General features: G+C 50.5%; 16 protein-coding genes, 1 tRNA gene and 2 rRNA genes (1 of these 19 only partly in view). 14 read left to right on the top strand and 5 right to left on the bottom strand.

The window, feature by feature from the left end; translation table 11 throughout:
- The 6 genes from BUA85_RS09825 to BUA85_RS09800 all read left to right on the top strand — a co-directional run.
- Positions 1–1,289: ribosomal RNA gene (locus tag BUA85_RS09825) — 23S ribosomal RNA — on the top strand (it extends 1,545 nt beyond the left edge of the window).
- Positions 1,290–1,362: 73 nt separating this feature from the next.
- Positions 1,363–1,477, top strand: a 5S ribosomal RNA gene (gene rrf, locus BUA85_RS09820).
- A 383-nt stretch (positions 1,478–1,860) separates the two neighbouring features.
- Positions 1,861–2,388: an acyl-homoserine-lactone synthase gene (locus tag BUA85_RS09815; protein ID WP_165611607.1), complete on the top strand. Its 528-nt coding sequence runs from the start codon at positions 1,861–1,863 to the stop codon at positions 2,386–2,388.
- Positions 2,389–2,937 carry a DUF6990 domain-containing protein gene (locus tag BUA85_RS09810; protein ID WP_072900752.1) on the top strand — a complete coding sequence of 183 codons (549 nt, stop codon included), beginning with the start codon at positions 2,389–2,391 and terminating at the stop codon, positions 2,935–2,937. It begins immediately after the preceding gene.
- 93 nt (positions 2,938–3,030) lie between these two features.
- Complete coding sequence (locus BUA85_RS09805) at positions 3,031–3,492, top strand: autoinducer binding domain-containing protein (protein WP_131802788.1); 462 nt, start codon at positions 3,031–3,033, stop codon at positions 3,490–3,492.
- A 104-nt stretch (positions 3,493–3,596) separates the two neighbouring features.
- A tRNA-Met gene (locus tag BUA85_RS09800) sits at positions 3,597–3,673 on the top strand.
- A gap of 28 nt (positions 3,674–3,701) precedes the next feature.
- Here the strand turns inward: BUA85_RS09800 and BUA85_RS09795 are convergent.
- From BUA85_RS09795 to BUA85_RS09775, 5 genes are all read right to left on the bottom strand, one after another.
- The gene (locus BUA85_RS09795) at positions 3,702–4,355 is read right to left on the bottom strand and encodes a rhomboid family intramembrane serine protease (protein ID WP_072900750.1); all 654 of its coding nucleotides are present in this window, start codon (positions 4,353–4,355) and stop codon (positions 3,702–3,704) included.
- A 38-nt stretch (positions 4,356–4,393) separates the two neighbouring features.
- A complete protein-coding gene (locus BUA85_RS09790) occupies positions 4,394–5,704 on the bottom strand; it encodes a fimbria/pilus outer membrane usher protein (protein WP_131802787.1) in 1,311 nt (436 codons plus the stop codon).
- A gap of 57 nt (positions 5,705–5,761) precedes the next feature.
- Positions 5,762–6,379, bottom strand: coding sequence for a polysaccharide biosynthesis/export family protein (locus BUA85_RS09785; protein ID WP_110559080.1), 618 nt, complete (start codon positions 6,377–6,379; stop codon positions 5,762–5,764).
- A gap of 121 nt (positions 6,380–6,500) precedes the next feature.
- Positions 6,501–8,939 (bottom strand): tetratricopeptide repeat protein, encoded by a 2,439-nt coding sequence (locus tag BUA85_RS09780; RefSeq protein ID WP_083526237.1) that lies wholly within the window; start codon positions 8,937–8,939, stop codon positions 6,501–6,503.
- A gap of 80 nt (positions 8,940–9,019) precedes the next feature.
- A complete protein-coding gene (locus BUA85_RS09775) occupies positions 9,020–9,700 on the bottom strand; it encodes a sugar transferase (RefSeq protein ID WP_072900748.1) in 681 nt (226 codons plus the stop codon).
- 588 nt (positions 9,701–10,288) lie between these two features.
- Between BUA85_RS09775 and BUA85_RS09770 the strand changes: the two genes are divergently transcribed.
- The 8 genes from BUA85_RS09770 (at position 10,289) to BUA85_RS09730 (ending at position 17,964) form a co-directional block, all read left to right on the top strand.
- Positions 10,289–11,044 carry an ExeA family protein gene (locus tag BUA85_RS09770; RefSeq protein ID WP_278246404.1) on the top strand — a complete coding sequence of 252 codons (756 nt, stop codon included), beginning with the start codon at positions 10,289–10,291 and terminating at the stop codon, positions 11,042–11,044.
- Positions 11,041–12,570, top strand: a complete 1,530-nt coding sequence (locus BUA85_RS09765) for a GumC family protein (RefSeq protein WP_072900746.1) — start codon at positions 11,041–11,043, stop codon at positions 12,568–12,570. The genes BUA85_RS09770 and BUA85_RS09765 overlap by 4 nt, the downstream gene beginning before the upstream one ends.
- Before the next feature lie 46 nt (positions 12,571–12,616).
- On the top strand, positions 12,617–13,432 hold the full coding sequence (locus BUA85_RS09760; RefSeq protein ID WP_072900745.1) for a CpsD/CapB family tyrosine-protein kinase: 816 nt from the start codon (positions 12,617–12,619) through the stop codon (positions 13,430–13,432).
- Positions 13,433–13,546: 114 nt separating this feature from the next.
- Positions 13,547–14,473: an ABC transporter ATP-binding protein gene (locus BUA85_RS09755; RefSeq protein ID WP_072900744.1), complete on the top strand. Its 927-nt coding sequence runs from the start codon at positions 13,547–13,549 to the stop codon at positions 14,471–14,473.
- Positions 14,470–15,231, top strand: a complete 762-nt coding sequence (locus BUA85_RS09750) for an ABC transporter permease (RefSeq protein ID WP_072900743.1) — start codon at positions 14,470–14,472, stop codon at positions 15,229–15,231. The genes BUA85_RS09755 and BUA85_RS09750 overlap by 4 nt, the downstream gene beginning before the upstream one ends.
- 42 nt (positions 15,232–15,273) lie before the next feature.
- The gene (locus tag BUA85_RS09745) at positions 15,274–16,068 is read left to right on the top strand and encodes a S49 family peptidase (RefSeq protein WP_072900742.1); all 795 of its coding nucleotides are present in this window, start codon (positions 15,274–15,276) and stop codon (positions 16,066–16,068) included.
- A gap of 166 nt (positions 16,069–16,234) precedes the next feature.
- Complete coding sequence (locus BUA85_RS09735; RefSeq protein ID WP_072900740.1) at positions 16,235–17,179, top strand: calcium/sodium antiporter; 945 nt, start codon at positions 16,235–16,237, stop codon at positions 17,177–17,179.
- 8 nt (positions 17,180–17,187) lie between these two features.
- Entirely contained in the window at positions 17,188–17,964 is a 777-nt protein-coding gene (locus tag BUA85_RS09730) for an SDR family oxidoreductase (RefSeq protein WP_072900901.1), read from the top strand.
- Positions 17,965–18,231 lie beyond the last annotated feature (267 nt).

Below are 18,231 nucleotides of genomic sequence, written 5' to 3'. Positions count from 1 at the left end.
GGTTCCTGGAAATAGCCCTCCATTAGATCGTACCCTAAACCGACACAGGTGGACTGGTAGAGAATACCAAGGCGCTTGAGAGAACCACATTTAAGGAACTCGGCAAAATACCTCCGTAAGTTCGCGAGAAGGAGGCCCGATTAGAAGGCAACTTTTGGTCGGGGGCACAAACCAGGGGGTGGCGACTGTTTACTAAAAACACAGGGCTCTGCGAAGTCGCAAGACGACGTATAGGGTCTGACGCCTGCCCGGTGCTTGAAGGTTAAAAGGAGGAGTGCAAGCTCCGAATTGAAGCCCAAGTAAACGGCGGCCGTAACTATAACGGTCCTAAGGTAGCGAAATTCCTTGTCGGGTAAGTTCCGACCTGCACGAATGGCGTAACGACTTCCCCGCTGTCTCAAATGTGGACTCAGCGAAATTGAATTGCCTGTCAAGATGCAGGCTTCCCGCGGTTAGACGGAAAGACCCCGTGCACCTTTACTACAGCTTCGCATTGGCATCAGGCACAGTATGTGCAGGATAGGTGGTGGGCTTTGAAACCGAGACGCCAGTCTTGGTGGAGCCTCCCTTGAGATACCACCCTTATTCTGCTTGATGTCTAACCGCGGTCCATTATCTGGATCCGGGACCCTGCGTGGTGGGTAGTTTGACTGGGGCGGTCGCCTCCCAAACAGTAACGGAGGCGCGCGAAGGTTGGCTCAGAGCGGTCGGAAATCGCTCGTTGAGTGCAATGGCAGAAGCCAGCCTGACTGCGAGACTGACAAGTCGAGCAGAGTCGAAAGACGGCCATAGTGATCCGGTGGTCCCGAGTGGAAGGGCCATCGCTCAACGGATAAAAGGTACGCCGGGGATAACAGGCTGATGGTGCCCAAGAGTCCATATCGACGGCACCGTTTGGCACCTCGATGTCGGCTCATCTCATCCTGGGGCTGGAGCAGGTCCCAAGGGTACGGCTGTTCGCCGTTTAAAGAGGTACGTGAGCTGGGTTTAGAACGTCGTGAGACAGTTCGGTCCCTATCTGCCGTGGGTGTAGGATACTTGAGAGGAGTTGCCCCTAGTACGAGAGGACCGGGGTGAACGTTCCACTGGTGGACCAGTTGTCGTGCCAACGGCAGTGCTGGGTAGCTATGAACGGACAGGATAACCGCTGAAGGCATCTAAGCGGGAAGCCCCCCTCAAAACAAGGTATCCCTGAGAGCCGAAGTAGACCACTTCGTCGATAGGCCGGAGATGTAAGCGCAGTAATGCGTTCAGTTGACCGGTACTAATTGCTCGATAGGCTTGATTTGATCCAGTAATAGACAGACTGGAAATCAAGTGCACTTATGCAAAGTCACTGACTTGGAGATGTTGTTTTTTTGGTGTGGTGGTTATAGCGCGAGCAAAACACCCGATCCCATCCCGAACTCGGCCGTTAAGTGCCGCTGCGCTGATGGTACTGCGTCTTAAGGCGTGGGAGAGTAAGTCACTGCCACACCTAATAAGCAACATCTGATGATCTCTCGACGATGTAACTACACCGAAAAGCCTATTGTTTCATCGTCAAATCTGGCGTCGTTTCTATTCGCTTTATGTACGCAGTTTTTTGTTACAAATTTGGAAGCAGAGTTGGATATTTTGTTCAACTGTATCCAAAGAGTGTACGGTATTTGCGCGAAATATCGTGCCTGTCACTTTTGTGTTGAAGTACCGATTTCTCCGGTTCAAGTTCGATGTTGAGAACTGATAAATGGGGATCAAGTTCTTGTTGAGCAGTTGCCCCGCACGAGAATGAGGCGTTTGATGTCGGTGGCGGCTCACGACGATATCGAAATTTCTATATTGAAACTCCCAGGCGATGCTTCGCAATGGGAACTCGTGATGCGTTTTCTCACCTTACGGCGCAGCATTTTCATTCACAAAAAGAAATGGCAGCTGTTCGACGAAGGTTCGATCGAGTTTGAGCAATATGATACGGCCACGGTTGCGACCTATGTTATTGCGCATAGACAAGGTGAAATCGTCGCCGGCGCACGTCTCTTGCGGTGTGATACCAAAATAGGACCGGAATACAGCTACATGATCCGAGACGCCTATCTCAAGAAAATCGAAATTCCTTCGGAGATTTGCTTTGAAGAGCCACCTGTAACGAGCGATGCATGGGAAATTACAAGGGCTATTTCCATCGATAAGACACCTATTCCGATGCAAATGGTTTTGAGTACGATCCACGACTATATCCAAAAGGACGGCGGCAAGGTCTGTTTGTTTCTTGGGCCGCCAGCATTTCTCAGAATGGCGCGTCGTGCTGGATACGAGCCTCGGCGAGTCGGCAATATCGCGCAGGACGACTCGGGCAGATACCTCGTTTTGGCATTCGATATTCGTCAAACCGATGAGGCCGGATAAATGAGACTTACGACAGAACAATCACAAGTTTTTCAAGAGCTTGGTTGGTCGATTCGTAAGGACGCGATCGGCGATCCGATGATTTACCGTGTCGATGGCGATCAGTTGTTCGAAGTGGTTTTTCAATATTTTGAGCGCGGCAAGCAATTTTATTTTCCTTTGCTGTACCGAGCGACCACGGTGAGCTACCGTCAATCATTTCTAGAAGTGACGGCCCGCAAGTCTACAGAAAACGCTCCAATTTTTGGTGTTGTCGAATTCCATTTCGCAGATACTTCGCATGACGTGATGCAGGACATTTCACAGAAATTAATAGGCATGGCCGACAAAGCCGATGTTGCTTCCGAGATTTCTCGTCTGTCTCAGACGCGACCCAGCACTTTGGAGGGGCAGTACGAATACCTTACGGCACTCGCGTGGCTTGGCCAATACGACAGACTGAAACTAGAATTGGAAGCACTCAAGTTGAAAAACGAGCGAGAAAATCCGCTAAAGTGCAGCGTAGACGTGTTTAAACGCATTGATGGCATGGACGTATATGCAACGTGAAAGCCAGAAATTACCTTCCCTGATTTAACAATTCCCCATTTAGCTGTTAAATGTTAACGTTATCGTAAGACCACTTACTCTAAGGAACCAAACGTGGATGTTGATCATAAGAACTTAGGTGGGCTGATCCCGACCTTTGAGGAGGATCGGCAAATCCTATTGGGGATGTGCGACATGGGATTTGCAGTCGCACTCGATATTCACTGGAACGGACCTGTTTATTCTCACAACGAATATCCAGAGAAATGGGCAAAGCTCTATTTCGACAAAAACTTCTTCGTTCTCGATCCGCTATTCTACTGGACCGTTGTTAAGACGGGTCACATTCGGTGGTCAGAGGTTTCTTTCCCAGATCCTCGAGGCGTTCTTAAAATGGCTGCTGAACACGGCCTGAAGTATGGTTGCACGTTTTCGATGAAGGAATCCAACCGCCGCCATCTGCTTTCCATTTCCCGATCGGACCGTGAATTCACGGATCCAGAAATCTCAGAGGCGGAAAAGGTGTTCGAAAGTTGGACGGCTGCGTCAATCAATATTCGCCCGTCGAAGAAGTAACTTACTTGCCTAAACTTAACTAAGGAATGCGTCGAAAAAATCTGAGTTTTTCGCCGAATTCGCTTGTAGACTCACTGGCTTCGTCATAGATCTCTCTCACTTGGCGCGGGATGGAGCAGCCCGGTAGCTCGTCAGGCTCATAACCTGAAGGTCGTAGGTTCAAATCCTACTCCCGCAACCAAAAAACGCCGCCCTTTAGGGCGGCTTTTTTATTCCTCAATCGGTCTTGGATCTATGAGTAGGGCGCCTATCCACCCAGCGATAAATCCGCCAAGATGGGTCTGCCAAGCAAGTTGACCGTCCATTGCCCACCAGAGGACGAGGTTTAGCCCTACGAGAAACAACGCGGCCCGGGCGACAGGCCAGAGCGCTTCGTTCAGATTAAAGCGATCGATGTAGCTCCACGCCAATAGCCCGCCCACAAGTCCGAAAAGAGCTCCTGACGCGCCGACCATGGGCGCGAGCGTTGGGGCGAGTAGACCGTAGCCGATACCACCTCCCACAATCGCAACGCTATATAGAATAAGAAACCCTTTGGTTCCTACACGTTCGACAACAAGGTTTCCCGCGGTCACCAGGGTGATCATATTTACGATCAAGTGACCAAGACCAGCGTGCAAGAAACCGTATGTCAGAAACATAGTGTAAGGTTGCAGCGGGTAGTTGGGAGTCCAATCCCCGAGGAGACCAGACCAAAACCCAGCATATTCATAGACTCGAAATCTGAGCGAGGTTGAAAACAACACACCCCAATCAGACAGCGTAAGAACAGCTTCTATTGCGACGCATAAAGCAACAATGGTCCAAATCGCCGGCCTCGTACCGTCGAGCAAAGTCGCTATCTTTTGGTTGTCTTCGGACATCCGCCGCTGCCCGTTCTATGGGTCAATCAGGGTGCGCCTTACGGGCGCCATTCGAAAGCTCGATCTACCCCAAAGAAAATCGTGTTTGAGTCGCGATCATCGGCACCGTCAGAAGTCGCGAACGAGTAAGTGTAGCCGCTGACCAATCCCCAATCACGGCTGATGCTGTGCCGATACCTTACATTGAAATCCCAACGGGTCGCGTCTTCGATGTCACCACTCAGAGCATTTGTGTCTCTGTACGCGAGGCTGGTCGATACGTCGGAAACGCGTGATAGAGCTTGGCTATACCCTACCGTAAGGTTCGTATTAATCGCTTCATCTCCATCCGCTCCGATATTGTAAGCTTGGTTCAGGCTAGCCCTGAGATTGCCGCCGCGTACGACTTCTGTGTTGTAGTTCAAGCCGTACAAGGGGGAGAAATCGGTATCTGAAGAATCGCTTCCACCGATCGTTAGGCCGAGTTGACCATTCTGTAGTTCCCAATTTCTGCTCAGAGAGAAACTGTTGCGACGACCATTTTGTTCGATGCTAGAAGACACTCTGCCGCTCAGTGAACCGTTGGGCAGCGTTTGACTGGCTGTGGCAGTAACGCCGAACCCATCTTCTCGATCGGATACGCCGCCTTCTCGACTTTCAATGTCAAAGTAGTTGAGATCCAAGCCGACAGTTAGAGTCGGGTTCACCAAAAGAGACACGCCAGTGCCGAACCTCAACGTTGTTTGATCGGTTCCGCCGTCTTCATCAACCTCAGACCAACCGGCGGTAAGGCGCCCGGTTATCCGGTCGTCAAACCGCAAATTAATAACGCTGTTCGCAGATAAAGTAGTTGTATCCAATAGGTCTGGATCAGTGGTGTCAGTATAATCGCGGGTCGAACCGGAAAGCGTAAAGGAGCCACCAAATGGTTGATCCTTGCCAAACGCCATCAAAATAGAACCGCTTATGTCTGTTCTTGTTCCAGCGTCTAGAACCGTCAGATCAGTCTCTGGGTCTTCATCATCAATAAAGGTGTTCAATTCGACAGAACGATAAAAACCGGTGATGCTAAATTCGGCTGTTCGACTGGTTCGCCCGTACGAGAACCTCAGAGACGGATCAATGATACCCGTGTCTACGCCATCATCGGGTGAAAAAACCAATCCGGTATTTGCGGAAAAAGAAAACGCTTCGCTACGCGTTTGAGAAGAGTAGCTGAGGCCCAAATTGGTTTGAGCGCTGAATGCAGAATTCGCATCCACTTCCAGTTCGGTATTGTCCGAGTAACGCAATGTCTGCGAAACAGACAGTGTGAGGTTCGTACCGCCAGAATCCTGAGCGTCCGCCATGGTCGTGGCGAACGCTGTCACAAATCCTAAGGTCGGATATTTGATATAGTTCTTAATTTGCCCACCCCGAAGATAGGTTTACTCGAATAAACGCCGTTCTGGTACTAGAATGACGTCGCCATCCTGTAGCGCTACGTCGCTGCGCATCTGTGCGCCGTTTTCCAGCGCTTCATAGTTAATTTCATACACAGATTGCAGGCCATTGGAATCCGTTCTGCGCAATTGAACGCGTTTTGTTGCAGCGAAGTTGGTAAATCCGCCACTAGTAGAAAGCGCTTGAAGGATTGTGGAGCCGGCAGGCAGTGCCTTTGGGCCAGGTGCGCCAACTTCACCAACAAAGAAAATGTTGATTGTCGCTGGGGCCGCAGAGGCTGAGCCGGAGGAAGACCCCGGACGGATCGCAGGAGTTACCGTAACAAAAACGTCTGGCGCAGCGTTGAAGTTGTCAGCAATTGCATCGCTGATCGCAGCTTCGATTTGCCCGATCGTACGGCCGCGAGCGGTCAATGTACCGGCGAAAGGAAAGCTGAAGCGCCCGTCGTTCAGAACCAAAACTTGGCGGTTCAGCGCAGGATCCTGAAGAACTTCGACGGCAAGAGTGTCGCCTGACTTCACCCGATATTCGCTTTGCGCCATCGAAAGGGTTGCTGTCATAACCAATGCAACAACAGCTGCGATATATTTCATCAACTTCATCTCAGTAGCCTTTCTGCCCCTTTGGACACCGTTGTACCTGCAAAATAGTCAGGGAAAAGAAGATTCTGCGGCCAAATCAGGAACAATTCAACTTTGTAGTGAAACCATCACGACCTTGGGCCTATTGTTCGATTGGCGCTTGCGAAAGCTCAGCAAGTTTCAATCTGGCGTCTTCGATCTGAGGGCGCGTATCCACAGGACCTGCGACATCTAACACCTTTTGTAGCTGTACTTTTGCGTTCTCGGTATCGCCTGTCGCTATGTACGCCATAGCGAGGTGATACTGAGCCAAGGGATCGTCATCGAGCTCCTTTGCCGCGTTCTGAAGATAAGGTACGGCTTCAGCAGAGTCCCCACGTCGGTGCAAAATCCAACCGTAGGTATCTTGAAGCGCCGGGATGTCGGTATCTTTGAACCGGCGGGCAACCGTGAAAGCGCGTTCTAAACTCTCCTCGTCTGTCCGATAAACCGATAGCAGACTGGCGAGATTGTTTGCCACGATAATCGAGTCTGAAGCACGTTCATAAAGCTGCTCATAAATTTCGATCGCTTCTTCAATTCTGTTGTCAGTTTCCAAAATTGATGCGCGCGCCCAAAGCAAATTTGGATCGTCATTGTTTTCAGCTAAACCTTGCTGAATGACTTCTTCGGCAGCCGTCGTATCGCCAGTCCTTGCCAAAATACGGGACAACTCAAGCCAAATTCGTGGGCTATTTGGGTTGTCTTCCAAAAGCTTGCGATAGTCGTCCGCTGCTCCATCCAAGTCACCAGAAGCACCTTTGACGGCGGCGAGCGCGTAGGGCAAATTTCGATTGTTTGGGTTGTCTTCAATAAGCTTCTGAACCAATTCTTGGGCCGCATCTGTGTCACCTGCCGCGAGGTGGCCGCGTAGCAAAAGAAGTTGTGCATCAAGTCCACCTTCGCTGCTAGCAGCCAGCTGTTCAAGGAAGACAACCGCTTCGCCAATACCGCTAGCAGATCTAAGTTGGTCGGCCTGTAAGGCATTCGCGATTTGATTGGTTCGATCGGTATCGAGGCGTCTCAGCGTATCGATAACTTGTTTTGCACGGGGCTGATCATCCATTTCTAGATAGAGACGTCCCAGCACAGCAAGCAATTCTGGGTTCCCTGGCGAAAGACGTAGTGCCGGAAGCAAGACGTTTTCTGATGGTAGGAACTGCCTTCTTTCCATGAGCGCTGACGCGTAGCGGATCGATTGCTCTGGAGCGTTTCCTGACGTTTCGACGGCGCGAGACAAGCTTTCTCTTGCGAGTTCATGGTTGCCCGCACGCTGATACGCTTCGGCAAGCAGCTCATGCGCCTCAGTGTCATCCGGATTTGCATCGAGAGCGGTCCGCAAGCTGAGCAAAGCAGAGTCTGTATCGTCTGCTTCGATCTGCCATCTTGCTTGCAGCTTCAAGGCTTCGACTTGAAGAGTGTATTCAGCCAAAACCTCTTCCACTAATCTACGAGCGCCTACTTCATTGCCCGTCCCGATCAGCATTTTTGCCAATCCGACTTGAATCCCTCGACGTTGCTCAGATGGTTCGATCTCGGAAATGATCCGCTCCATGTCGGCAATGGCTTCGGAGGTTTTGCCTTCCGCAAACTCGATACTAGCAAGCAAAGCTTCGAATGGAGCTTTGTTGGGATTTGATGCGATAGCCCGCACAATCTCAGCCTTGCCGGCCTCCGGCCCGTTCACTTCCGTGACGAACCTAATCAAATCCAAGAACTTAGACGGATCTTCGTCTGAAGGGTCGCTTACGTTTCGAAGAAAGTCTTCAGCCGCCTGAATGTTCCCTGTTGACGTATAAAACCTAAACAGTGTGCTTTGAATTTCATCTTCTTCGGGGAAGGTCTCGATCATTGTCAGCAGTTGCTGCTCAAGCAGGTCTGGATCCTGCTTTTGGGCCAAGATCGCGAGCCTTTGTTGATGCAGACGTAGGTTTTCAGGATCTTGCGAAATCATGTGATCGATGTGAACGAGAGCATCATCGATCCTAGAACCTCTGATCGCATTATCGATCAACATGTTCCGGATGATCGAGTTGTTGGGCAATTCGGATACCAAGCTTTCGGCTTCGGCCGCCAACGCCTCAGCCCTGAGAAGATCGTCGCCTTCAATTGCTTCCTGATATTTTAGGCCAAGATCAATGGCGGCAACTTCAGTATCTTCTGGAGAAAGTTCGACCGCACTTCCGCCGTGCCGCTGGAATTCGTCCCAGCTCTGGTTGTCAAAAGCCAATCTGGCAAGTTGGACGCGGAAGCGCGGTTCTCTAGGGTACTGCTCCGCAAGACGCAGGAGCTGGTTGTAACCCGAACCGATGTCACCTTGATCAAGGAAGATTTGAGCGAGAGTCTCGCGAGCGCCCACATGGTTGCCCTCAACTTCAAGCACATTGCGGAACTCAATGATCGCGCGTGCAGCATCCCCGGATTCAAGTAGATTAAGCCCTGATTGATATCGCTCCTCGGCTCTTTCTTCAGCAGTCTTACAAGCTGCGAGAGAGAAGGCTAGGATCGCGACAATGGCAATCTTACTAGTACGATTCATCATAGAATGCTCCAAAAGGAAGTAGGTTCGCACAGATCATCTTACTAAAAAGCGTGCCGAAACTACCAAGAATTTTGTCGGAACTAGTAACCCGTTCCCCTGATCACAACGAGAACAGTCTTCAAGAGTGTTTTCATGTCGGTTCCAAAGGACATCGACCGTGAATAAGCATCATCGAAGGCTACCCGATCAACAAAGCTGGATTCATTTCTTTCAGAAATCTGCCAAAGACCGGTTAGACCCGGACGAAGAGAGTAATAAGCAGAACCAAAATAGTACTGTTCCTGCTCTGGCATCATTGGACGCGGACCTACCAAAGACATGGAGCCCTGCAGCACGTTAAACAACTGAGGAAGCTCGTCTAAAGAAGCCTTTCGAAGGAAACGTCCAACGGTTGTAATGCGGGGGTCGTTTTTGAGCTTTTGATGCTTGTTCCACTCTGCTCGCGCTTCTGGATTGCTCTTCAAGTAACTCTCCAAACGAGCTTCCGCGTCCACGGTCATCGTCCGAATCTTCCAAATGCGGAAAAACCGACCATTCTTGCCGACCCTAAGTTGACTATAGAATGGATTGCTCCCGTTGAGAGCCGTTACCGCAGCCATCAGCAGGACGAGCGGGCCGACGATAGGAAGGAAAAGCAAAACAAGCGCAATGTCTAACCCACGCTTGGCGTAGCTTTTGTAAAAGGTCTGAGATTTAAAGGATTCTACGGAAGAAGTCGGCGAAACCGCAACGTCTTCGTTAACTCGTACATGTAATGTCATAGCAGCAACACGGTCGAACCAGCGACCTCCAAACTTGTTGAACCGCGTACCAACGTGGCACGCACACTTGTTAGCCCCAAGGGGACTATAGCATTAGGCTCTAAATCTTCAAAGGTTAGATTCAATTTCGGTCCAACACGGTTAACTGCTTCTTTAACCTATTAAATAAGGCTCAGAATGTGGCTTTGTCAGGTCTAGTTAAAATCAAATACGGGGAATTTTCTTAGCCTAGTTGTCAAAATATGGGAACAATGTGTTCAAAAGGCCCCATTTGTTTACGATTCTCTTTCAATTGATGAATAACTGCACAAAAATCTTAGCAAAGATGCGAATCGATATTCCATTAGCGGTTTAAACCTTTACCCAGCATCGCCATATCAACTCCGCAATTTCGGCGTCTTGCAGGTGTAAAGTGTGCGAAGTTGAATTGTTTAACGTGTAAAAGAAAAGAGCGTTACGCGCGTGTCAGGTGACCTTTATTCAGAATATTTCGGGTTCTCCGAACGCCCATTCAAGATTCTTCCTGACCCAGATTTCTTGTTTTGGTCGAAGGATCATCGTCGGGCATTCGCCATCCTTGAGTATGGAATGGTAACGCGCGCGCCGCTCACAGTTGTCACAGGTGAAGTCGGGACAGGTAAGACAACATTGATTCAAGCGTTGCTAGGGCAGATCAGCGACGACGTGACCGTGGGTTTGATCTCCAACGCCCAAGGCGGTCGAGGTGACTTGCTTCGTTGGGTATCCAGTTCCCTTGGTTTGCCCTTTAGCGCCGAAGAAGATTACGTGACACTGTTCAATCAATTCCAGGAATTCGTCATCAATGAATATGCACATGGTCGATATGTCCTTTTGATTATTGATGAAGCTCAAAACCTAGAGAAGGAAGTACTGGAAGAGCTACGGATGCTCACCAACATCAATTCTAACAAGGATGAGTTGTTGCAACTGATCCTCGTGGGCCAACCCGAATTGCAAGATATGATCGCTTTGCCAGAACTCAGGCAATTTGCGCAGCGGGTATCGGCAACCTATCACCTTGATCCAATGGACACGGTGACGACGCATCAATATATTGCCCACAGACTAAAACATGTAGGCGGAAACGGGCAGGAGTTCACGCCTCAAGCGATCCAATATATCTTTTATCAATCCCAAGGTATTCCGCGCATTGTGAATAAACTTTGCGACCTTGCGCTTGTTTACGCAGCGTCCGAACAGCAGACCCATGTAGATGTCGGTACAGTTGAAGAACTCATCAAAGATGGAATAGTGAAGCCAATGTCGCCGCCTCCCTTGTTTTTGACCAATCGCACCGACCTGGGTGAAAGAGCAGCAAGATGAACCTAGATCTCCGTTTTTATTTCTCACTGTTTCTTCGCCGGCTACCGGTGATGTTGACGATCTTTTTGGTCTGTTCGGTTTTGGGCGTTGCGACGGCCTACAATGCCGCGCCGACCTACACATCCTCGGCAAGGCTGTTGATCGAGGAAGCTCAGATCGAGGTGGGTGTCGCAAACAGTATTAATCCCGATCAGCAATTGCGGCTCATTCGCGAACGTCTGCTCACACGAGCAAATCTCATTGATATTGCCAATGAGCTGAACGTTTTCGAAGACATGCAAGACATGACACCTGATGCGATTTTCACTGAAATGCTTGCAAATACCTCGGTTCAACTTAGCGGTGGCCGAAATCAAGTTACCTTGATGAGGATTTCCTTTGAAGCGCGGACAGGTCAAATCGCTGCGCGAGTTGTCAGTGAATACCTGACATTGATCCAAGCGGATAATTCATCAAACACAAATGCGCAGGTTGAAAATACCTTGGCGTTCTTCCAGCGCGAAGTTGATCGTCTGTCGGCTGACTTGGACCAGCAGAGTGCTCGAATTGTCTCGTTTAAGGCAGAGAATGCTGACGCGCTACCCGAAGATTTGGACTTTCGTTATGGCCGTCAGGCGCAACTGCTTGAACGGATAGATCGATTAGAAAAGGACTTTGCTGACCTTGAACGTCAACGCGACGAGGCCATTCGGTTTTTCGAAACGACAGGGCGTTTGAGCCGGCCTGGCGGAACAGCGCTTTCGCCGGAGGAACAGCAACTGGAGCAACTTGAGTTGGAGTTACGAAGAGCGCGCGCTGTCTATAGTGATACGAACCCACGCGTGGTTTTGCTGCAGAACCAAATTGATCAGCTGCGTGAAATTGTAAGTGAAACGCAGCCCAATGACGTCGACGATACGTTCCAATCTCCTGAGAATGCTCTTTTGCAACTTCGCATAGCCGAGTTTGAAGATCGAATGGCGAGCAATGTTAACGAACGTGCGGAGATCGAAACTGAGCTTACGCAAATCGATAGCTCTATTCAGGCGACGGCAGCAAATGGTATCGCATTAGCCACGCTCGAACGCGATTTTGCAAACCTTCAAAGCCGCTATAATGCTGCCAACAACAATTTGGATCGGTCACGGCTCGCCCTTGATATTGAAGCATCGAACCAAGGCCAGAAACTGACCATCATCGAAAACCCGAACGTGCCGCAAGATCCTTCTGGACCCAATAGGATTCGGATCGCAACCATTGGAGTCGGTGCCGGTTTAGCTCTGGCGGCTGGTTTCTTTGTTCTTCTTGAGATCACAAATAGGACAATTAGGCGGCCAGAGGAAATAGAAGCGAAATTCAACGTGACGCCGATTGCTTCAATCCCTTACATGGAAAGCAAGAGGCAACGTCGTATGCGAATGGCCTTGCTCGCGGGCGCGCTCCTCGTCGTCTTGATCGGGGTACCTTTAATATTGTGGTATATCGACACGTACTATCTCCCGCTCGATGTTATCGTCGCGCGGATCACAAACCGGCTGGGACTATAAGTATTCAACCCTCCCGAGACGTTTAGAATAGAAAGCGGAACAGCCAATGGAAAAACTTCAGGCCGCACTCGCCACAGCACGTCAGAACCGAACGGGTAAGGCGCCCGAACGGCGGCTAACGGAGGACTTGGCGCGGCGGAAGCAGCAGCGCAGTGCCGGTTCAGTCGTGTGGAGCCAGCTCGAAGAATTTCATCCTCCAGCGGACAAACTTCGTGAGCATCGCGTCGTAACACAAACAGCTTCTTCAGCAGCAACTCCGTTTGATATTCTGCGCACCAAGATCCTTTTGCAGATGCAACAGAATGGTTGGACCCGCTTGGCGATTACATCTCCTATGCCGGACAGCGGAAAAACGACGACTGCCTGTAATCTGGCCCTCGGTTTGGCACGCCAAAAAGAACTTCGCTCGATGTTGTTCGATATGGATTTGCGCGATCCTTCTGTAAATCAATTCTTCGAAAAGAACCCTCGAAACTCTATCGGTTCTTTGCTGGAAGGTGATGTCAGTTTTGAAGAACAGGCGCTGCGTATTGGGGATAACCTGGCAATTTCGATGGCAAGCAGCCCAGAGAGTGATCCGTCGCGCATCCTTTTGTCCGAACAGGCGACAACGGTATTAGATGAAGTTCAACAGCGGTTCCACCCCGATGTGATGATCTTCGATCTACCGTCTGTTTTGGTGAATGACGACACGCGCGCCTTTCTTAAGAACGTTGACTGTGCCTTGATTATTAGTCGAGCAAATGCCACCAAATATAGCCAATTCGACATTTGCGAGCGCGAAATTGCGGAACATACGAACGTCTTAGGTGTGGTGCTTAACGCGTGTCGTCACGGGCGCGGGTCAACGGACTTCGCTTAACGCGCAGCAAAAAATCTAACTTAAGAGAGATCGGTCCAATATTTGGGTTCGATTGTCTAGCTTTCCCTTCCCGCTTACCTGCGATAGTGCTTGTGCAAATTGGAGGGGTGCATAGTGACGTCCATCGTTTCTGTTCGAGATCTAAAAAAATCCTATGCGGGCGGATTTGAAGCACTGAGCGGCGTCAATCTGGAGATTGAAAAGGGCGAAATCCTTGCTCTTCTTGGGCCTAATGGCGCTGGAAAAACCACATTGATTTCAACGATCTGCGGAATTTCCATCCCGACTTCTGGCACAGTGAGAGTGGGCGGTCATGACGTTGTCACTGATTTCCGAGCTGCCCGAAATCTGATTGGGCTTGTCCCGCAAGAAATAAATCTTGAGCCCTTTGAGACCGTAATGAACACGGTGCGCTTTTCTCGCGGGCTCTTTGGTAAACCCCGAAATGACGCCCTGATCGACCAAATTCTCAAAGACCTCTCGCTTCACGACAAACGCGACAGCAAAATCATGATGCTTTCAGGCGGGATGAAGCGTCGGGTGCTGATCGCTAAAGCACTTAGCCATGAACCTTCGATCCTCTTTCTGGACGAACCCACAGCGGGCGTTGACGTTGAGCTACGCAAGGACATGTGGGACGTGGTTGCCAAACTAAAAGCTTCTGGCGTCACAATCATCCTGACGACGCACTATATCGAAGAGGCAGAAGCTATCGCGGATCGGGTTGGGATCATCAGCAAAGGGTCAATTCTTCTGGTTGAGAAGAAAGAAGACCTCATGCAGCGCATGGGCAAGAAACGACTGAGGATCGAACTATCAACCCCAATCTCAGAACTCCCGCAAGAGCTGGCAGATAGAGGGCTAGAGATCGCAGCGGACGGCAATGCATTGATCCATGACTACGACACACGAAGCGATCGGACTGGAATTACGGCGCTGCTTAAAGATTTACAAAATGCCGGTCTCAAAATGACAGATTTGGAGACCCAGCAAAGCAGTCTGGAAGATATCTTTGTCGACTTGGTGAGGGAAACGTCATGAATTTTATGGCAATCGCATCAATTTATCGTTTTGAGATGGCGAGGTTTTTTCGGACGATCACTCAGAGTTTAGTATCTCCCGTCCTGTCGACGTCACTGTATTTTGTCGTGTTTGGCGCTGCGATTGGAAGCCGTATCGACGAAGTAGAAGGTGTAAGCTACGGCGCCTTCATTGTTCCTGGCTTGATCATGCTAACAGTGATGACCCAAGCCACTTCCAATGCTTCGTTCGGAATATATTTCCCAAAATTCATCGGGACAATTTATGAGCTTCTCTCTGCCCCGATTAGCTTCATCGAAGTGGTCATAGGCTATGTCGGCGCGGCCGCAACAAAGGCTTTATTCATAGGCCTCGTGATTTTGGCGACCTCATTCTTCTTTGTGGATATTCAGATCGCGCACCCTATAGCGATGATTTCTTTTCTGGTGTTGACTTGTGTCAGCTTTGCTCTGCTCGGCTTCATCATTGGCATTTGGGCTGGGAACTTCGAGCAACTGCAATTGATTCCGCTTCTGGTCATAACCCCATTGGTGTTCCTAGGGGGCAGTTTCTATTCCATTTCGATGCTCCCGACTGTTTGGCAAAATATCACCCTGTTCAACCCCGTGGTCTATTTGATCTCAGGGTTCCGGTGGGCCTTCTTCGATACGGCGGATGTGCCGGTCGCGATCTCTCTTTTCGCCATCGGACTGTTCACAGCCATGTGCCTTGGCGTCATTTGGTGGATTTTCAAGACAGGATGGCGCATCCGGCAATAAGCTCCCCTTGCTGGGTCTGGTACGGAAACCTAAATCAACAGCATGAAAAACATTCTTCCCTTTATGAAATCCGACCCGTTGGTCAATGTCGTCCGCTTGCAAGGCGCGATAACAAATAGCGGCAGCGGGTTGGACGACCCGTCGCTTGCACCCGTGATTGAAAAAGCCTTTCGCAAAGGCAAACCTCAAGCGGTTGCGCTGCAAATCAATTGCCCTGGCGGTTCGCCCGTCCAATCGTCGCTCATAGCTGCACGGATACAGAGGCTATCAGCAGAGACCGAAGTTCCAGTCTACGCCTTTGTGGAAGACGTTGCAGCGTCGGGTGGTTATTGGCTCGCCTGTGCGGCCGATGAAATTTATGTCGACCAAGGGTCTATTGTTGGCTCAATCGGCGTGATTTCAGCTGGTTTCGGGTTTCAGGACGCCATTGAACGGTATGGGGTTGAGCGTCGAGTGCATACGGCGGGTAAGTCAAAATCGATGTTGGACCCCTTCAAGCCGCTTGCGCCCGCCGATGTGAAACGTCTCAAAGGATGGCTGGAAGATTTGCACGCTATCTTCATTGATCACGTGAAAGCGCGTCGTGGAGACAAGCTTTCTGACAACCCAGACCTCTTTACGGGCGAAGTTTTCATCGGTCAGAAAGGTGTGGACCAAGGATTGGCTGATGGCATTGAGCATCTTGTCCCATTCATGAAAGCTCAGTTTGGCGACAAGGTTCGTTTCCGGCGCTTTGGTCAGCGCAAATCGCTCTTACAAAGGGTGGGTGCGCGCGTGGTTGGCGATGCGATTGGGTCGCTTGAAGAACGTGCAGCTTTCGCGCGGTTCGGCCTCTAACATGCTGGCAAAAATAATCTTCCTTTTTATGGCTTTTATGGCCGTCCTCGCTATCTTTGGGAAATGGCGGTTTCCGGGTCAGGACAAACTGGAAGCGGCTAAATGCAAATCATGCGGACGATACCGCATCGGCAAAGGCAGCTGTCGCTGCGGAAGGGGCTAATCTTTGTTGGATTGGATCTACGTAGCACTCGGCCTTGTGCTGCTGCTGCTTGCGGGCGACTCGCTCGTGCGCGGCGCGGTGAATATGTCTTTGCGCGTAGGAATTCCGGCATTGATCGTGTCACTCACGATCGTGGCGTTCGGCACGTCCGCGCCAGAGCTGTTGATCTCAATTCAATCGATTTACGAAGGTGTTCCTGGGCTCGCGCTAGGTAATGTTGTCGGATCCAACACGGCGAATGTCCTGCTTGTATTGGGTGTTCCTGCGATGTTTGCCGCGATGCACACGAGTGATTGCGATACGAAAAAATCATACGTCCAAATGCTTGCGGCGACCGCACTCTTCATGGTCATTTGCTTTCTTGGGCCAATCACCTGGCAAGACGGTTTCATTTTGCTCGCAGCCTTGGCAGCGATGCTGACATGGGCAGCGTTTGAAGCAAAGAAACACCGAGAAGCCGAGCCAGATGATGAGGAAGAAATCGAAGGCGCGGACCCGAATTTGGGTTGGGGCAAGATCCTGTTTTTCCTTCTGTTGGGAATCATTGGTTTGCCGCTTGGCGCCGATCTTCTCGTCAATGGTTCGACCAACATCGCGCGTGGGTTTGGGGTAAGTGAAACGGTCATTGGTCTAACACTTGTTGCGGTCGGCACGTCACTTCCTGAGCTTGCGACGACAATGTCTGCTGCGATCCGTCGCCAAGCAGATGTGGCGCTGGGCAACGTCATCGGTTCGAACATGTTCAATCTACTTGGCATTATGGGTGTAGCGAGCTTGTTCGGGACCATCCCAGTAGATGACGAAATTCTGAGCTTTGATATCTGGATAATGCTCGGCGCATCGCTTCTGCTTATTCCATTTGTCTTCTTCAAAATGGATATCAGCCGTATCTGGGGCGTTATTCTGTCGGCGCTCTACGCGACATACATCTTTTTGGTGCTGGTCTAATGCCGCAAATGCGCGCGCTCGTAACCGGTGGCGCGGCCCGGCTGGGGCGAGCGATGGCGCTTTTCCTGGGCGGGCGTGGGTATGATGTTGCGGTACACTTCGCAACGTCGGCAGAGCAGGCGGAGGCGACTGTCGATGAGATCAAGGCACAAGGTGTTCAGGCCGTCTCGGTCCAAGCTGATCTTTTGCAGGAGGGGCAAACCGAAACGCTAATTCAACGCGCAACGGATGCGCTGGGCGGACCTTTGAGTGCTTTGATCAACAACGCGTCAATCTTCGAATACGACACATTAGGGACAGCTACGCGTGAGAGCTGGGATCGCCATATCGAAAGCAATCTACGCGCACCGTTTGTCTTGACCCAGCGATTTGCCGATCAGGTACCAGACCCAGAAACCGACGAAAACGGCGAGCCAGAAGCGCAAGGTCTTATCGTGAATATGATCGATCAGCGCGTTCATAAACTGACGCCGGAATTCATGAGCTACACCTTAGCTAAGGCAGGGCTTTGGACGCTGACGCAAACTTCGGCACAGGCTCTTGCCCCAAAGGTTCGTGTGAACGGCATTGGGCCGGGGCCGACCCTCAAAGGCTCCGCGCAATCCGAAGAACAGTTCGCGCGACAGCGCAAGGCAACGCTCTTAATGCGCGGTGCCAATCCAGCAGACATAACGGCTGCTCTTGGATATCTTCTCGATGCACCATCTGTGACTGGTCAAATGATCAATGTTGATGGGGGTCAACACCTTGCTTGGCAGACACCCGATGTTGTCGGTTTGGAGTGACAGTCGGTCGAGTTGTGCACCGCTGGATATCGAGTTCACATTTCGTTTACAAAAGCTAATAATTTCAAACTCTTGGCCGAGGGGTGTATTTTTTACCGTTTGTTTTCAGAGACTTAATTTGCTGCCTAAAAATTAGGCAAATCATTGAAAGCCCCATAAAACAACGGAAATTCGTAATTCGCTGAGATTTGCCCACGGAGTTATCCACATAAACCGTGGATGCCTTTTATCTTGTCACTGGCACGCTATCGTTGCAGCACAGCAGAG

The sequence above is a fragment of the Cognatiyoonia sediminum genome, from assembly GCF_900129845.1.
Lineage (GTDB): Bacteria > Pseudomonadota > Alphaproteobacteria > Rhodobacterales > Rhodobacteraceae > Cognatiyoonia > Cognatiyoonia sediminum.
The sequence above is the reverse complement of the archived record's forward strand: the minus strand, read 5'-3'. Positions and strand labels throughout refer to the sequence as shown.

What these genes read in the sequence shown, in the direction of transcription:
- BUA85_RS09775 (WP_072900748.1), bottom strand. Translation starts at nt 9,700, where the DNA reads ATGACATTACATGTACGAGTTAACGAAGACGTTGCGGTTTCGCCGACT.
- BUA85_RS09815 (WP_165611607.1), top strand. Translation starts at nt 1,861, where the DNA reads ATGCGTTTTCTCACCTTACGGCGCAGCATTTTCATTCACAAAAAGAAA.
- BUA85_RS09745 (WP_072900742.1), top strand. Translation starts at nt 15,274, where the DNA reads ATGAAAAACATTCTTCCCTTTATGAAATCCGACCCGTTGGTCAATGTC.
- BUA85_RS09780 (WP_083526237.1), bottom strand. Translation starts at nt 8,939, where the DNA reads ATGATGAATCGTACTAGTAAGATTGCCATTGTCGCGATCCTAGCCTTC.
- BUA85_RS09795 (WP_072900750.1), bottom strand. Translation starts at nt 4,355, where the DNA reads ATGTCCGAAGACAACCAAAAGATAGCGACTTTGCTCGACGGTACGAGG.
- BUA85_RS09750 (WP_072900743.1), top strand. Translation starts at nt 14,470, where the DNA reads ATGAATTTTATGGCAATCGCATCAATTTATCGTTTTGAGATGGCGAGG.
- BUA85_RS09810 (WP_072900752.1), top strand. Translation starts at nt 2,389, where the DNA reads ATGAGACTTACGACAGAACAATCACAAGTTTTTCAAGAGCTTGGTTGG.
- BUA85_RS09730 (WP_072900901.1), top strand. Translation starts at nt 17,188, where the DNA reads ATGCGCGCGCTCGTAACCGGTGGCGCGGCCCGGCTGGGGCGAGCGATG.
- BUA85_RS09765 (WP_072900746.1), top strand. Translation starts at nt 11,041, where the DNA reads ATGAACCTAGATCTCCGTTTTTATTTCTCACTGTTTCTTCGCCGGCTA.
- BUA85_RS09785 (WP_110559080.1), bottom strand. Translation starts at nt 6,379, where the DNA reads ATGAAGTTGATGAAATATATCGCAGCTGTTGTTGCATTGGTTATGACA.
- BUA85_RS09760 (WP_072900745.1), top strand. Translation starts at nt 12,617, where the DNA reads ATGGAAAAACTTCAGGCCGCACTCGCCACAGCACGTCAGAACCGAACG.
- BUA85_RS09770 (WP_278246404.1), top strand. Translation starts at nt 10,289, where the DNA reads ATGGTAACGCGCGCGCCGCTCACAGTTGTCACAGGTGAAGTCGGGACA.